The 15,065-nt window shown below is 70.7% G+C and carries 13 protein-coding genes; 4 read left to right on the plus strand and 9 right to left on the minus strand.

The genetic code is table 11. The features are described from left to right. The first annotated feature begins 161 nt into the window (after positions 1 to 161). The 3 genes from LOY02_RS07880 to LOY02_RS07890 all read left to right on the plus strand — a co-directional run bounded on the left by LOY02_RS07880 (position 162) and on the right by LOY02_RS07890 (position 4,623). The gene (locus LOY02_RS07880) at positions 162 to 1,691 is read left to right on the plus strand and encodes a UDP-N-acetylglucosamine 1-carboxyvinyltransferase (RefSeq protein ID WP_317181793.1); all 1,530 of its coding nucleotides are present in this window, start codon (positions 162 to 164) and stop codon (positions 1,689 to 1,691) included. 134 nt (positions 1,692 to 1,825) lie between these two features. After that, positions 1,826 to 2,719: a 3-hydroxybutyrate dehydrogenase gene (locus tag LOY02_RS07885; RefSeq protein WP_317181794.1), complete on the plus strand. Its 894-nt coding sequence runs from the start codon at positions 1,826 to 1,828 to the stop codon at positions 2,717 to 2,719. Positions 2,720 to 2,766: 47 nt separating this feature from the next. Beyond that, the gene (locus LOY02_RS07890; RefSeq protein WP_317181795.1) at positions 2,767 to 4,623 is read left to right on the plus strand and encodes a helix-turn-helix domain-containing protein; all 1,857 of its coding nucleotides are present in this window, start codon (positions 2,767 to 2,769) and stop codon (positions 4,621 to 4,623) included. Positions 4,624 to 4,735: 112 nt separating this feature from the next. Here the strand turns inward: LOY02_RS07890 and LOY02_RS07895 are convergent, their stop codons facing one another. The 8 genes from LOY02_RS07895 to LOY02_RS07930 all read right to left on the minus strand — a co-directional run bounded on the left by LOY02_RS07895 (position 4,736) and on the right by LOY02_RS07930 (position 13,093). Beyond that, positions 4,736 to 5,752 carry an alpha/beta fold hydrolase gene (locus LOY02_RS07895; RefSeq protein WP_317181796.1) on the minus strand — a complete coding sequence of 339 codons (1,017 nt, stop codon included), beginning with the start codon at positions 5,750 to 5,752 and terminating at the stop codon, positions 4,736 to 4,738. After that, positions 5,749 to 6,786, minus strand: a complete 1,038-nt coding sequence (locus LOY02_RS07900; protein WP_317181797.1) for a branched-chain amino acid ABC transporter permease — start codon at positions 6,784 to 6,786, stop codon at positions 5,749 to 5,751. Before LOY02_RS07900 ends, LOY02_RS07895 begins: the two co-directional genes overlap by 4 nt. Continuing rightward, entirely contained in the window at positions 6,783 to 7,667 is an 885-nt protein-coding gene (locus tag LOY02_RS07905; protein ID WP_317181798.1) for a branched-chain amino acid ABC transporter permease, read from the minus strand. The genes LOY02_RS07900 and LOY02_RS07905 overlap by 4 nt, the downstream gene beginning before the upstream one ends. Next, positions 7,664 to 8,419 carry an ABC transporter ATP-binding protein gene (locus LOY02_RS07910; RefSeq protein WP_317181805.1) on the minus strand — a complete coding sequence of 252 codons (756 nt, stop codon included), beginning with the start codon at positions 8,417 to 8,419 and terminating at the stop codon, positions 7,664 to 7,666. The genes LOY02_RS07905 and LOY02_RS07910 overlap by 4 nt, the downstream gene beginning before the upstream one ends. A 5-nt stretch (positions 8,420 to 8,424) precedes the next feature. Next, positions 8,425 to 9,240, minus strand: coding sequence for an ABC transporter ATP-binding protein (locus LOY02_RS07915; RefSeq protein WP_317181799.1), 816 nt, complete (start codon positions 9,238 to 9,240; stop codon positions 8,425 to 8,427). Continuing rightward, positions 9,237 to 10,460: a substrate-binding domain-containing protein gene (locus LOY02_RS07920; RefSeq protein ID WP_317181800.1), complete on the minus strand. Its 1,224-nt coding sequence runs from the start codon at positions 10,458 to 10,460 to the stop codon at positions 9,237 to 9,239. Before LOY02_RS07920 ends, LOY02_RS07915 begins: the two co-directional genes overlap by 4 nt. Positions 10,461 to 10,696: 236 nt before the next feature. Continuing rightward, positions 10,697 to 12,565: a 1-deoxy-D-xylulose-5-phosphate synthase gene (dxs, locus tag LOY02_RS07925; protein WP_317181801.1), complete on the minus strand. Its 1,869-nt coding sequence runs from the start codon at positions 12,563 to 12,565 to the stop codon at positions 10,697 to 10,699. A gap of 159 nt (positions 12,566 to 12,724) precedes the next feature. Continuing rightward, complete coding sequence (locus LOY02_RS07930; protein ID WP_317181802.1) at positions 12,725 to 13,093, minus strand: hypothetical protein; 369 nt, start codon at positions 13,091 to 13,093, stop codon at positions 12,725 to 12,727. Between the two features lie 31 nt (positions 13,094 to 13,124). On the opposite strand from LOY02_RS07930, the gene LOY02_RS07935 reads away from it, so the two are divergent. Then, a complete protein-coding gene (locus tag LOY02_RS07935) occupies positions 13,125 to 13,907 on the plus strand; it encodes a VOC family protein (RefSeq protein WP_317181803.1) in 783 nt (260 codons plus the stop codon). Between the two features lie 55 nt (positions 13,908 to 13,962). On the opposite strand, the gene LOY02_RS07940 is transcribed toward LOY02_RS07935, so the two are convergent. Next, a partial coding sequence (locus tag LOY02_RS07940; protein WP_317181804.1) for an aconitase family protein occupies positions 13,963 to 15,065 on the minus strand: 1,103 nt, incomplete at its 5' end.

Raw genomic sequence — 15,065 nt, forward strand, 5'->3', positions numbered from 1 at the left:
GACGCTGGCCCCGTCAGCGACGGCCGCTGGCGGTGGGATGGCTGCAGAGGGGAGGCGAGCGCTGCGATCGTCGTGATGGGACCGACGGGGTTCGGCGAGGATGTGGTCGGCACGCCGAGCACTGAAGTTGCGGTAACTCATATATGAGTTAGCCTTCCTCCGTGTCTGAAAGCTACCTGACCCGTATCGGCGCCCTCATCCGCGACGCCCGGCGCCACAAGGGCATGACCCAGTCCGAGCTCGCAGAATTGTTGGGGACGTCACAGGGTGCTGTCACGAGGATCGAGGCAGGCAAGCAGAACCTCAGTCTCGACATGCTCGCGAAGATCGGCGACGCCCTCGACTCGGAGTTCGTCTCCGTCGGGCACTCCGGCCCGCAGCACCTGCGGATCGTCGGCGGCCGGCAGCTGTCCGGCTCGATCGACGTCAAGACGTCGAAGAACGCCGCAGTCGCCCTGCTCTGCGCGTCCCTGCTCAACCGCGGACGCACGACCCTGCGCAGCCTCGCCCGGATCGAGGAGGTCAACCGGATCCTCGAGGTGCTCGCCTCCATCGGCGTGCGGACGCGCTGGCTGCCGGACACCAACGACCTGGAGATCATCCCCCCCAGCCGGCTCCAGCTCGAGGACATCGACGTCGCCGCGGCCCGGCGCACACGCACCGTCATCATGTTCCTCGGGCCGCTCCTGCACGACTACCCGGAGTTCCGGCTGCCCTATGCCGGTGGCTGCGACCTGGGCACGCGGACGGTCGAGCCCCACCTGTCCGCCCTGCGCGCCTTCGGACTCCAGGTGACGGCGACACATGGCTTCTACGAAGCGCGCGCGGACCGCAGTGTCAACCCGACCCGCGCGATCATCCTCACCGAGCGTGGGGACACCGTGACCGAGAACGTCCTCATGGCGGCGGCCCGCCACGACGGGACGACGGTCATCCGCAACGCCTCCCCCAACTACATGGTCCAGGACCTGTGCTTCTTCCTCGAGCGGCTCGGTGTCCGGATCGAGGGCATCGGCACGACGACCCTCGTCGTGCACGGCCGATCCCACATCGATGTCGACGTCGACTACGCACCCAGCGAGGACCCCATCGAGGCGATGAGCCTCATCGCCGCCGCGGTCGTCACGCACTCGTCCATCACCATCTGCCGCGCCCCCATCGAGTTCCTCGAGATCGAGCTCGCGACGCTCGAGGAGATGGGGATGAAATACAACCTCAGCCCGGAGTACACCTCGGCCAACGGCAAGACCCGTCTCGTCGACCTCACGACCATCCCCGGCCCGCTCCGGGCCCCCACCGACAAGATCCACCCGATGCCCTTCCCCGGGCTCAACATCGACAACCTGCCCTTCTTCGCCCTCATCGGCGCGGTCGCCGAGGGCAGCACGATGATCCACGACTGGGTCTACGAGAACCGGGCGATCTATCTGACGGAGCTGACCAAGGTCGGGGGCCGGGTCCAGCTGCTCGACCCCCACCGGGTCATGATCGAGGGCCCGACCCGGTGGCGTGCCGCCGAGGTCGTCTGCCCGCCCGCGCTGCGTCCCGCCGTCGTCATCCTCCTCGCCATGCTCGCCGCACCGGGCACGTCGGTGCTCCGGAACGTCTACGTCATCAACCGGGGCTACGAGGACCTCGCCGACCGGCTCAACGCCCTCGGCGCCACCATCGAGGTCTTCCGCGACATCTGAGCACCACGGTGCTCACGGCCCCCCGTCGGGACCGTGCACCGACGTCCGGTGGTGAGGCGCAACCACATCGTTCCAGCAGATTTGTGTCTGGCACGCACATGATCGGGTCGGGGGCCGGTCCCTAGTCTTCCCGCATGCCTGACGCCCGCAATGACGCTCGCGAAGACACCCCCGGGTCCCCGGCGACCGCCGTCGCAACCAGCACCGCGACAGGCACAGCGACAGGCACCGCGACAGGCACAGCGACAGACACCGCGACAGACACTGCGACGGCCAACGATTCCATCGACCTCACGGGTCGGATCGCCCTCGTCACCGGAGCCGCCAGTGGCATCGGGGCCGCCATCGCCCAGTCGCTCGCCCGGGCCGGGGCCAAGGTCCATGCCGTCGACCTCGACGACGCCGGGCTCTCCGAGGTGTCGCGTGAGTCGGGGATCAACCCCATCGTCGCGGACCTGGCCGACCTGGACGGGTTGGCCGGGCTGCCGAGCGACGTCGACATCCTCGTCAACAACGCCGGGGTCCAGCACGTGAGCCCGGTCGAGGACTTCCCGCTCGACCGGTTCGACTTCATCCTCGATCTCATGCTCGTCTCGCCGTTCCGGCTCATCCGGCAGAGCCTGCCGCACATGTACTCCCGGGGGTGGGGTCGCGTCATCAACGTCTCGAGCGTCCACGGGCTGCGCGCGAGTCCGTTCAAGTCCGCCTACGTCACCGCCAAGCACGGGCTCGAGGGCCTCTCGAAGGTCGTCGCCCTCGAGGGCGCGTCGCACGGAGTCACCTCCACCTGCATCAACCCGGCCTACGTGCGCACCCCGCTCGTCGAGAAGCAGATCGCCGACCAGGCACGCACCCACGGCATCGCACCCGAGGAGGTCGTCGAGAAGATCATGCTCTCCCCCGTCGCCGTGAAGCGGCTCGTCGAGCCCCACGAGGTCGCTGCTCTGGCGATGTTCCTGTGCGGTCCCGCCGCCGCCTCCGTGACCGGAACGTCGTTCGTCATGGACGGCGGCTGGACCGCGCACTGACCGGCCCCACCCTCCCGGAAGGCGAGACCGAACCTATGATCGCCCTCGTGACGGCATCAGCGGACACCTCGACCGAGCAGGTCATCCATCTGCTCGAGCTCTTGGCGTCGGGTGCTGCCATCGCCGAGATCGCGGGCGCCGAGGGCCCGCCTGTTGCTCGCGACCTCGCCCTGCGTGTGGCCCACAGTCGGGATGTCCACCAGCACCGCGAGGCCGGGCTCGCGGCCCTGCTCGACACGGCTCGCGAGCTGGCCACGGAGCACGATCCCGCGCAGGTTCTCGAGGCGATCGTCCGCCGCGCCCGGCACCTGCTCCAGACCGACCTGGCCTACCTCACGCTCTACGACCCCGAGGCGGAGGACATCTACATGCGGGCCACGTCCGGGTCCGTCTCGGCTGCCTTCCAGTCGGTTCGACTCGCTCTCGGCGACGGGCTCGGGGGCCTCGTCGCGTCGACCCGCAAGCCGTACTGGACAGCCGACTACTGGTCCGACGAACGGTTCCAGCACACCCGGACGATCGACGGCGCCGTGGGCGAGGAGGGCATCGTCGCCATCTGTGGGACGCCCCTGATCGTCGAGTCGAACTTCGTTGGCGTCCTCTTCGCCGCCAACCGCTCCGCACGGCCGTTCACCCGTGAGGAGGTGGCGCTCCTGACCAACCTCGCCACCCTGGCAGCCGTGACCCTCGTCCAGACGCGGGCCCTCGCGGACGCCGAGCACGCCGTCCAGGCGCTCCAGGCCGCCCATGAGACGGTGCGGCAGTACGCCGAGGGCGTCGAGAAGGCTGCCGCCGCTCACGACCGCTTCGCCGGCCTCGTCCTCGGTGGCGGCGGCGTCGAGGGCATCACCCACGCGGTCGCTGAGCTGCTCGGCGGCTGGGCGGTCCTCATCGACGAGGGCGGCACCGTGCGCTCGGCCACGGGACCGGCACCCGAGCTCGCCGGGAACTCCGGCCTCCGGCTGCTCCAGGCCAGGGCCCGCGAGGCGTCCGGCCGGATCGTGCACGCGGAGGGGACGTATGCCGTGACGATCACCGCCGCCCACGAGCACCTCGGCACCCTCTTCCTCGGAGGCGTCGGTGACCTCAGCAGCCCGGACTCCCGCACGGTGGAGCGGGCGGGCATGGTGACCGCCCTCGTGCTCCTCTTCGAGCGCAACGCCGCCGACGCCCGGCAGTCCGAGCGCAACCGGGTCGTCGCCGACCTCGTCGCCGGCCGCGGCGCCGAGGCAGAGCGGGTCCAGCTCGCGAGAGCGGCCGGATTCGACCCGCTCTCGGAGTACTGCCTGCTCGTCATGCGCGGCGAGGACCGGGCCACGAGCCGCACCCTCGTCCTGTCCGCGAGCACTGCGACCGGAGATGGCGCTCTCGTCGGAGCACACGACGGACACATCGTCGGCTTCGTCCCCGGGACGGAACCGGACGCACTCGCCAAGTCCGTCGCGGCCCGCCTCGGCCGGAGGTCACCCGTCACCGTCGCCGGAGTGGGACCCCTCACCGGTGTGGAAGGAGTCCCTGCCGCACACGAGGAGGGCGCCAGGACGGCCCGAGCACTCGTCGCCCTCGGTCACCGCGGTGCCGGGGCAGCCGCGACCCAGCTCGGCTTCGCCGGGCTCATCGTCGGCTCCGACCCGGACGTCGCCGAGTACGTCGGCCGCGTCCTCGCGCCGGTTCTCGACTACGACGCCAGGAGGGGGACCGACCTCGTCGGGACCCTCGAGGCGTACTTCGCGGCAGGATCGAGCCCGAGGCATGCTGCGGCCGGGCTCCACGTCCACGTCAACACCGTGTCCCAGCGCCTGGAGCGGATCGGCGCACTGCTCGGCCCCACGTGGCAGGAGCCGGAGCAGGCCCTCGAGCTCCAGCTCGCCCTCCGCCTGCGCAGACTGCTCGGCCGGGACTGACCGAGTCTGCGCGGGCTCGTGCGCGAGACGTCCTCGGGCACTCGACAGGCGGGAGACGTGGAGGAGTCGCAGCGGCATACGGCGTCGGGTGGGTGGTCGGCTCTGGAGGCGCTCAGCCGACCGCCTCCAGGTGCCGGTCGATCGCGTCGGCGACGATCCCCACGCCTGGGTCCTCCAGGATCACGTCGTAGTGGTTGGAATCGACTCCCGTGACGCGCACGGCCTCCGGGATGTCGAGGGCGGACAGCCGCTGCTCGTCGTAGAGCCCCTGGGGCTCGTTGAGGAGCCCGCGCCGCGCCCACACGAGGTCGACGCGCTTGCCCAGGTCGACGGCCTTGCGCACGGCGCCGTGGGTCAGCGGATCGGCGAGCACATCGGCCCCGTCGGCCCGGACCGCCTCGATCACGCAAGAGCTGTGCCAGCCGCCGGTGCGCTCAGGCGTGACCTCCTCTCCCCCGGGCCTCGCGACGTCCCCGCTCCCGGCGCCGTCCCTCTCGACGCCATCCCTCTCGACACCGTCGTGCTGGACGAGGTCGTGCGTGAGGTACTGCCGGACCGCCTCGCCAGCGGGGCCTCGTAGCGCCGGCCCGAGAGCCGGGTGGGCGTCCCAGAAGGCGAGGTACGCGTCGATGCCGTCGAAGCGCAGCGACAGCCGCTCCATCGCCGGACCGATCACCGCGGTCAGCGCGGCGTCGATGTCGAGGTCCGCCGGGGCCGGGAAGGCGAGCCCGCCGTCGACGAGCACCGCTCCGGAGAACCGCTCCGGATGCGTTGCCAGGGCGAGCGCGGAGACGAACGCGCCCATCGAGTGGCCGACGAGGTGTGGTGCCGCCCCGAAGACGGAGGCGACGGACGCGAGGTCCTCGACGTGCGCGGCGAGACCGTAGGGCCCGGGGACGCCGCGGCTCCCGCCTCGCCCCCGCAGGTCCGGCGCGAGGAAACGGACGGCGCCCGGGCCGTGCCGGCGACCGACCTCGTCGGCCACCCGCCGCCACGACAGGCCGTTCGCCGTGATGCCGTGCACGGCGAGGACGACGGGTGCACCCTCCCGGGCGACACCCACCGAGAGGTCGTGGATGGCAAGGCTGCCGACCGGCTGCTCGATGACGAAGTCGGGGGCGATGCTCATGTCGCTCGTCCTCTCCTGATGAGCCGGCCCCCGAGTCCCGTCAGGCCGGCTGGTGCGAAGTACACGATGATGATGAAGAACAACCCGAGGACGAAGAGCGGCTCGGACAGGACCTGTTGCACGCCGTCCGGGAGCGCCTCGAGGAAACCGGCGCCGCTGAGCTCGACGAGCCGCGCGTCGGCGTAGTGGTAGAGGAAGCCGCCGAGCAGCGCACCCCACGTGCTGCCCGCGCCACCGAGGACGACCATGATGAGCAGCGCCAGGGTGAACTCGGTCGTCGTCAGGTGGGGGTTCGACCCGCCAAGGACGAGGGCGTGGACGATCCCGCCCAGTCCGCCGAGGAAGGCCCCGACGACGATGGCGAGCAGCTTGACGCGGTAGGTGTCGAAACCGAGCACCGCCGCACGGGCCTCGTTCTCCCGGACCGCTGCCATGGCGTGACCGGCCCTGGAGCGCACGAGCATGGTCACGGCGAGGAAGGCGACGGATACGAAGCCCAACGCCAGCCAGTAACGATAGGGGGCGTTCGCCACCCCGACGAGGAGCTCGGGAACGGCACTTCGATCGAGCGACTTGCCCTCCTCACCGCCGGTCACCCCGCCCGGGTTGCGCATGACGATGATGGACGCGGCCTGCGCGAAGGCGAGGGTGACCATGGCGAAGGCGATGCCACCCACGCGCAGCGCGATGCCGCCGACGACCAGGGCGAGCAGCGTCGTCACCCCCAGCGACACGAGAATCGCGAGCGGCAGCGGCAGTGACCAGTTCGACAACGAGATGGTCAGCAGATAGCTTCCCGCGGCGACGAAGAGGGCGTGGCCGAAGCTGAGCAGTCCGGTCCGTCCGAACAGCACGTCATAGCTCAGGGCGACTCCGGCGATGACGAGGCAGGTCGCGAGCAGCTGCAGGCTGCCCGGCCCGTTGACGCGGCCCGGGAGGATCCCCGGAAGCTCGACCGGGACGTAGGGGAGATAGGCCAGGACGGCGAGGACCACCAGCGCAGGGACAGCCTTCGCCCAGGGTGTGGCCCTCATGCGTGGGCTCCCTTCAGGGACGTGGGACGGAGCAGGAGGACCAGCGCGAGAAGGAGCACGACCGACAGGTCGCCCACGCCGCTGGCGGCGTAGAAGTTGGCCAGCTGCTGGACCAGCCCGACCGCCACCGCGGCCACGGCAGTCCCCACGAGTGAGCCCATCCCCCCGATGACGACGACGATGAAGGCGTAGATGAGCAGCGAGCCCCCCTGCGCGGGCGAGACCGTCCCGGCGTACTGCGAGTAGAGCAGCCCCGCCAGCGCGGCGGCCGCGCCACCGAGCGCGAAGACGATCGTGAAGGTGCGCTGCACGTTGATCCCCAGCGCCTCCACCATGGTGCGGTTCTCCACGCCCGCGCGAATGACGAGTCCCAGTCGCGTGTAGTGGAGCAGTGCGAGCAGGCCGAGGAACACCGCCAGGGCGACGACGATGAACAGGAAGCGGTCGTTGGGCAGTCGCGCCCCGAAGAGGGTGGAGGTTCTGGCCATCCACTCGGGCTTCTCGATGGTCCTGGGGTCTGCCCCCCAGATGCCTTGCGCTGCAGCAACGCTCGCAAGTGACAAGCCTACGGTGACGAGGACCTGCTGGATGTGGTGACGGTAGAGCGGCCGGATGAGGACGACTTCGACGACGACTCCGATGACGGCGCCGACGGCGAGGGCGACGACGACGGCGATGACGAGGCGCAGCGCCACGGACAGGTCCGACGGCAGGTTGCTCATCGTCAGCCAGCCGGCATACGACCCCGCCATCATGAAGGCGCCGTGCGCGAAGTTGAGCACCCCCATGAGCCCGTAGATGATGCTGAGGCCGCTCGCGGCGAGGAAGTAGAGGGCCCCGAGCCCGAGCCCGGTGACGAGGATGAGGACGAGGTCGCTCATGCTGCCCCTTCCTTGCGCATCGAGACCCCGAGCAGCTCCCTGGTGAGCTGCGGGTCGGCGACGAGCGCCGCCGCGCGCCCGCTGTGCACGACCTGCCCGGCGTCGAGCACGACGACGGTGTCGGCGATCCGCCGCACCAGAGGAAGGTTCTGCTCGACGAGGAGGATGGGGGTGTGCCGAGCGACCTCCGCGAGCACGTCGGCCACCTCGGTGACGAGCTTGGGGGCCAGGCCCTTGGTCGGCTCGTCGATGAGGAGCACGGAGGTCTCCCGGAGCAGGACCCGCGCGAGGGAGACCATCTGCTGCTGACCCCCCGAGAGTGTGCCCGCCCGCTGCTTGGCGCGAGCCACGAGGTCGGGGAAGAGCCGGCCGACGATGGGCGCGTCGACACCCCGCTCGGGGTCGACGAGGCGCAGGTTCTCATCGACCGTGAGCCCCCCGAAGACCTCGCGGTCCTCGGGCACGTAGCCGATCCCGCTGCGGATGATCCGCGGGGTCGACTCGCCCTGGATCTCCCGGCCCCGCAGCAGGACCCGTCCGGCGCGTGGCGCGAGGCCGATGACGGCCTTGAGCGTCGTCGTCTTGCCGACTCCGTTGCGGCCGAGCAGCGCAGTCACCCCCGTCGCTGGCACCTCGAACGAGATCCCTTGCAGGACATGGGATCCGCCGTACCGCACATGGACGTCGTCGAGAGCGAGGACAGGGCGTGGGTCTGCGCCCGGGCCTCCCGCTCGGTCGAGGGCCGTGGTCATCTCGGTCACAGGGCTTCTCCCAGGTAGGCCTCTTGGACTCGTTCGTCCTCGGTCACCTCGTCGGGCGAACCCGTGGCGAGGAGCTGGCCGTGGTGGAGCACGGCGACCCGGTCGGCGAGGCCGAGGACGACGTGCATGTGATGCTCGACCATGGCCACGGCGACGCCGGAGTCCCGGACCTCCCCGATGATCTCCGTCAGGCCGTCGACGTCCTCGGCCGAGACACCGGCCATGGGCTCGTCGAGGAGCAGGACCTTCGGGTTCGATGCGAGCGCCATCGCCAGCTCGAGCTTGCGACGGTCGCCGTGCGAGAGATCACGGGCCGCCGTCGCGGCGCGACCCGGCATACGGACCCGCTCGAGGAGCACGTCGACATCACGACCCGTGTCGGCCTCCCCGTCGGCCTCCCCAATCCGGGGACGGGAGCGCGGACGCGCCACCCGGAACGGGGAGAACGGTGCCGCACCGCTCGCCTGGACCGCCAGGAGGACGTTCTCGCCCGCCGTGAGCCCGTCGAACAGCGCCGACGTCTGGAAGGACCGCGACAGCCCGAGTCGCGCGCGCCGCGTGGCCGACCGTCGCGTCACGTCGTCACCGCCGAGCCGGACGGTCCCCGTCGTCGGACGGGTGACGCCACTGAGGATGTTGACGAGGGACGACTTGCCCGCCCCGTTGGGGCCGATGATGCCGAGCAGCTCACCGGCCCCGACGTGCAGCGACACGTCGTCGAGGATCTGGGCTCCGCCGACCCGCCACCCGATGGCCTCGCCACTGATGACCGCGCCGTTGACGACCGCGCCGCTGATGACCGCGCCGGTCACTTGAAGGGTGTGACCGGCGGTGCGACGGCCGCGGCGTCCAGGGTCTCGCCGAGGACCGGGACCACGTTGGTCCCCTCCTCCTTGAGCGTGGCCGTGAACATCGGCTGGAGCAGGGCGTGGTCCTCTGCGCGGATCTCGAGCTGCCCCTTCGGCCCCTCGAACGACCAGCCCTCGAGCGCCGACACCATGGCATCGACGTCGGAGTCGCTGGCCTCGATGGCGTGGACGATCATCTGCGCCGCGACGAAGCCGTCGTTGGTGAAGAGGTCGACCGTCCCGCCCTGCTCCTTCATGCCCTCGTCGAGCGCCTGGTAGGCGGCGTTGTCGGCAGCGCCGTCGAAGAAGTGCGAGAGGAAGTTGATCTGGGTCGCGGCCTTGCCGAAGATCGGGTGCGTCGGCTTGATGTCGAGCCCCGTGACGACCGTGGTCGACTCGAAGACCCCCTGCTGCTCGAGGGTCGTCCACATCGTGGCGGCGTTCGTCCCGGCCCAGGCGACGAAGAGGAGGTCCGGAGCCGCGCTCTTGAGCTTCGTCGCGAACGGGGTGAGGTCGGTGGCGGCGGCCGGCACCTCGACCGAGTCGACGGTCGCGCCCTTCCCGCCGAGGACGGCGGTGACGGCGGCGATGTTCGCCTTGCCGAAGGCGCTGTCCTGGGCGAGGACGGTGACCTTCTTGCCTGACACGTCACCGAGCATCGAGCCGGCCGTGGCCACGTCCTGGAAGGTCTGCCGGCCGGAGCGGAAGGTGTACATGTTCGCGCCGGTCACGGCGTCGACCGCTGCGGGCCCGGAGATGAAGAGGATCTTGTTGTCGTTGGCCAGCGGCGCGACCTGGAGAGCCACCCCCGAGGACGTCGAGCCGGCGATGATCTTGTGGCCCTGCCCGATGAGGTCGGTGGCCGAGGCCACGGCCTTCGCCGGGTCACCCGCGTCGTCCTGCTCGGTGATCTCGATCTTGTGGCCGTTCACCGCGCCAGTGCCCTTCGTCGCGTAGTCGAGCCCGGCGGAGAAGCCCTGGCGGTACTGCTCGCCATAGGTCGCGAGCGGTCCCGACTTCGAGTAGACCAGGCCGACCTTGACCGGGGCTCCGGCCGCCGCGTCGCCGGCACCTGCTGTGCCCTGGTCCGCCGGCGCACCGGGCTCTCCCGGTGTGCCGCAGGCCGCCACCGACATGCTGAGCAGCGCACCTGCCAGCACGACACTCCAACGCTTGGACACCATCGTCCTCCACCTCTGGTGGGTGCTCGCCCCTGGTCGGTGCGAGTTCCGTTGACACCCAGCCGTTCCCGGCGAAGGTAGTTGAACAGCCACGGGGACTGCGTGGTGTGTCCCACCACAAAGAGCGGGATCCCATGTGTGCGGTCGACACGGGACCCGGCCCCCTCGCCGCCGTGCGGCGGTCCGACGACCCGGCACAGCGGCATACGACTCGGTGGTCGGCGAACGTCAGGAGGCGGTCAGGCGAGCCTGGTCGCGAGGTCCGCGACGACGGTGTCGGCCGTGAGGCCGAGCTCCTCGAGGATCTGGCCCCGCGACCCGTGCGCGAGGAAGCGCTTCGGGATGCCGAAGGTGTGCACCGGCACGGTCAGGCCGGCCTCGCGCAGGGCCAGCGTGACGGCCGACCCGACACCGCCACTGACGAGGTTGTCCTCGACGACGGCTACCGCCCCGGCTGCGCGCGCGAGCTCGACGACGGTGGAGCTGACGGGCAGCACCCAGCGCGGGTCGACGACCCGCACGGCGTGGCCCTGCGCTGCGAGCTTCTCCCCCACGTCGACCGACATCGCGGCGAACGCGCCGACCCCGATGACGAGCAGGTCCACACTGTCGTCGCCGGTCTCGAAGAGGACGTCGACGCCGCCGACCGAGCGCTCCGCGGCGACGGGCTCGGCGACGTCGCCCTTGGGGAAGCGCAGGACGGTCGGCCCGTCGGTCACGTCGAGGGCCTCGCGCAGCTGCCGCTTGACCTGCTCACCGTCACGGGGGGCGGCGAGGCGCAGGCCCGGCACGATCGAGGTCAGGGTGATGTCCCACATGCCGTTGTGCGAGGCACCGTCGCTTCCGGTGACGCCCGCGCGGTCGAGGACGAACGTCACTCCGGCCCGGTGGAGCGCACAGTCCATCAGCACCTGGTCGAAGGCGCGGTTGAGGAACGTCGCATAGACGGCCACCACCGGGTGCAGGCCGCTGAACGCGAGCCCGGACGCCATGGTCACGGCATGCTGCTCGGCGATGCCGACGTCGAAGACGCGGTCCGGGTAGGCGGCTGCGAAGCCGTCGAGCCCCACGGGAATGAGCATCGCCGCGGTGATCGCGACGACATCGGGCCGCTCGGCGCCGATCCGCACCATCTCCTCGTTGAACTCGTCCGTCCAGATCCTTCCGGACACCTCGAAGGGCAGGCCGGTCTCGGGGTTGATCTTGCCGATGCCGTGCATGTGGTCGGCGACGTCGTCGAGCGCCGGCTGGTAGCCGCGGCCCTTCTGCGTGATGACGTGCACGATCACCGGGCCGCCGAAGTCCTTCGCCTGCCGCAGCGCCTTCTCGAGCGCCTGCTCGTCGTGGCCGTCCACCGGCCCGTAGTACTTGAGCCCGAGGTCCTCGAACATCCCCTGCGGGGCGACGATGTCCTTGATCCCCTTCTTGACCCCGTGCAGCGTCTCGAACATCGCGCCGCCGACCACGGGGGTGCGCGAGAGGGAGCGCTTGCCCCAGTCGAGGACCCGCTCGTAGCCGCGGGTCGTGCGCAGCGTTGCGAGGTGCTCGGCGAGCCCGCCGATCGTCGGCGCGTAGGACCGCTCGTTGTCGTTGACGACGATGACGAGCGGCAGGTCCTTGTCGACCGCGATGTTGTTCATCGCCTCCCAGGCCATCCCGCCGGTCAGGGCTCCGTCACCGATGACCGCGACAGTGTGCCGACCGGTCTCGCCGCGCAGACGCCGGCCCTTGGCGATGCCGTCGGCCCATGACAGCGCCGTCGAGGCGTGGGAGTTCTCGACGACGTCATGCTCCGACTCGTCCCGGCTCGGGTAACCCGAGAGGCCGCCCTGCTTCTTCAGCCGGCTGAAGTCGTGCCGGCCCGTGAGGAGCTTGTGGACGTAGGACTGGTGGCCCGTGTCGAAGACGATCGAGTCGCGCGGGGAGTCGAAGACGCGGTGCAGCGCGATGGTGAGCTCGACGACGCCGAGATTCGGGCCGAGGTGCCCACCGGTCTTGGACACCTCCGAGACGAGGAAGGTCCGGATCTCCTCGGCGAGCGCCGGCAGGTCGGCTGCCGGGAGCGCCTTGAGGTCCGCAGGGCTCTCGATCTGCTCGAGCAGGCTCACGCTGGCCAGGTCCTCTCGTTCGGGTGTCGATCGAGTCTACGGCGTGTCGGGCGAGCGTCCCGCACCGACAGTGGGCTCCCACACGGTTTCGTCACCGACGTCACACCAGGACCACGCCGTATGCCGCTGGGCTCGCTCCCGCGCGGACGCGGCCCGGTCTCACAGCCGGGGGGCGAAGACCTTGCCCTGCAGGGCCTCGTGGAGCAGGCGTGCGGCCCGGGAGGCAGCGAGGAGCCGGATGCCCTCGGCCTCGATCTGGCCGAGGATCTCGTCGAGCGCCTCCGCAGGGACATGCGGGCCGATGGCGACCCGGGCCTCGCGCCAGGCGTCCCGCATGGCGACGACCTGCCCGTCGAGGTGGCGGCCGGCGAGCCAGGCCAGCGCGATGGGGTGCTTGCGCCAGCCCGTGTAGGTGCGGTAGTCGGGGGGGCACTGGTCGAGCAGCCAGAGCACGGCACGCTCCTCCCATCCCGGCGTGTGGGCCGGGGGGACGCCCTCGGGCCAGCCGGGCGGGGTGTGCGCTGCCATGCCGCCATTGTGCCCACTTAGGCTGGGCGCCATGTCGACGCCGTCGTGGCTCACCGCCTTCATCGACCTGCCGGCCGCCGAGCACGAGCGCGGCGGCGAGTTCTGGTCCGGGGTGACGGGCTGGCCGCTCTCCCCGCCGCGCGGCGACACCGACGAGTTCACCACCCTGCTGCCTGCGGATGGGGACCCGCACCTCAAGGTCCAGCGCGTCGGTGACGGCCGGGCCCGGACCCACCTCGACGTGCACGTCGCGGACCCGGAGGCGACACTCGCGCGGGTGGAGGAGCTGGGCGGAGGGCTCGTCGAGCGGCACCCCGGCTCCTATGTCGTCGCGCGCTCACCGGGTGGCTACCCGTTCTGCCTCGTCGGCGAGCGGCTTGCCCGTCGCGCGGCCCCGGTGACCTGGCCAGGTGGTCACGCCAGCATCGTCGACCAGCTGTGCCTCGACATCCCCGCGGGCCACTTCGCCGCCGAGACCCGCTTCTGGGCCGACCTCACGGGCTGGGACCTGCGATCCTCGACGGTGCGGGAGGAGTTCGCCTACCTCGTTCGGCCGCGGGAGATCGCGCTGCGCCTGCTCCTGCAGCGGCTCGACGACACCGACGGCGTCGTGCGGGGCCACCTCGACGTCGCCACCACGGACCGGCAGGCTGAAGTGCGCCGGCACGAGGCGCTCGGCGCGACCCGGTCGGCAACCCAGTCCGGTGGGCACTGGACCGTGATGCGCGACCCGGCCGGAGCGGCCTACTGCATCACCGACCGCCAACCGCGCTCCTCTGCGCAACACGCCCGGACGTCATCAACCCCCACCTGAAGTTTCGGGTGGGGGTTGATGACTGCCGGGCGTGTTGTGGCAGGCCGTGCGGGGCTCAGCTCGCGACGAGGGACCGGAGGACGTACTGGAGGATCCCCCCGTTGCGGTAGTAGTCCGCCTCACCCGGGGTGTCGATGCGCACGACGGCGTCGAACTCCTTCGTGGAGCCGTCCTCGGATGCGGCCACGACGCGGACCGTCTGCGGCGTGCGGCCCTCGTTGAGCTCGGTGATGCCCGAGACCGAGAACGTCTCGGTGCCGGTGAGGCCGAGCGACTCGGCGTTCTCGCCCGCGGGGAACTGGAGCGGGATGACGCCCATGCCGATGAGGTTGCTGCGGTGGATCCGCTCGTAGCTCTCGGCGATGACGGCCTTGACGCCGAGCAGGCTGGTGCCCTTGGCCGCCCAGTCCCGTGACGAACCGGAGCCGTACTCCTTGCCGGCGAGGATGACGAGCGGCACGCCGGCTGCCTGGTAGGCCTGCGACGCGTCGTAGATCGAGGTCTGCTCACCGCCCGCGAGGAAGTTGCGGGTGTAGCCGCCCTCGACACCGTCGAGGAGGAGGTTCTTGAGGCGGATGTTGGCGAAGGTGCCCCGGATCATGACCTCGTGGTTGCCGCGGCGCGAGCCGTAGGAGTTGAAGTCCTTCCGCTCGATGCCGTGCTCCTGGAGGTACTGGCCCGCGGGGCTGTCGGCCTTGATCGAGCCGGCCGGGCTGATGTGGTCGGTCGTCACCGAGTCGCCGAGCCTGGCCAGCACCCGGGCGCCCTCGATGTCGGTGACCGGGGCCGGCTGGGCGGTCATCCCGTCGAAGTACGGCGGCTTGCGCACATACGTCGACTCCGGGTCCCAGGCGAAGGTGTCACCCTCGGGCGTCGGCAGCGACTGCCACCGCTCGTCGCCGGCGAAGACGTCGGCGTAGTCCTTGGTGAACATCTCCTTGCTGATGCTCGCCGTGATCGTCCGCTCGACATCCGCCGGCGCCGGCCAGATGTCCTTGAGGAAGACGGCGTTGCCCTCCGGGTCCTGGCCGAGCGGCTCGGTCTCGAAGTCGAAGTCCATCGTCCCGGCGAGGGCGTAGGCGATGACGAGCGGCGGGCTCGCGAGGTAGTTCATCTTGACGTCGGGGTTGATCCGGCCCTCGAAGTTGCGGTTGCCGG

The sequence above is a fragment of the Intrasporangium sp. genome, from assembly GCF_032907665.1.
Taxonomy (GTDB): Bacteria; Actinomycetota; Actinomycetes; order Actinomycetales; family Dermatophilaceae; genus Intrasporangium.

Coding starts and splice junctions, on each gene's coding strand:
- LOY02_RS07935 (WP_317181803.1), top strand. CDS start 13,125: ATGTCGACGCCGTCGTGGCTCACCGCCTTCATCGACCTGCCGGCCGCC.
- LOY02_RS07905 (WP_317181798.1), bottom strand. CDS start 7,667: ATGAGCGACCTCGTCCTCATCCTCGTCACCGGGCTCGGGCTCGGGGCC.
- LOY02_RS07900 (WP_317181797.1), bottom strand. CDS start 6,786: ATGAGGGCCACACCCTGGGCGAAGGCTGTCCCTGCGCTGGTGGTCCTC.
- LOY02_RS07920 (WP_317181800.1), bottom strand. CDS start 10,460: ATGGTGTCCAAGCGTTGGAGTGTCGTGCTGGCAGGTGCGCTGCTCAGC.
- LOY02_RS07910 (WP_317181805.1), bottom strand. CDS start 8,419: ATGACCACGGCCCTCGACCGAGCGGGAGGCCCGGGCGCAGACCCACGC.
- LOY02_RS07885 (WP_317181794.1), top strand. CDS start 1,826: ATGCCTGACGCCCGCAATGACGCTCGCGAAGACACCCCCGGGTCCCCG.
- LOY02_RS07895 (WP_317181796.1), bottom strand. CDS start 5,752: ATGAGCATCGCCCCCGACTTCGTCATCGAGCAGCCGGTCGGCAGCCTT.
- LOY02_RS07930 (WP_317181802.1), bottom strand. CDS start 13,093: ATGGCAGCGCACACCCCGCCCGGCTGGCCCGAGGGCGTCCCCCCGGCC.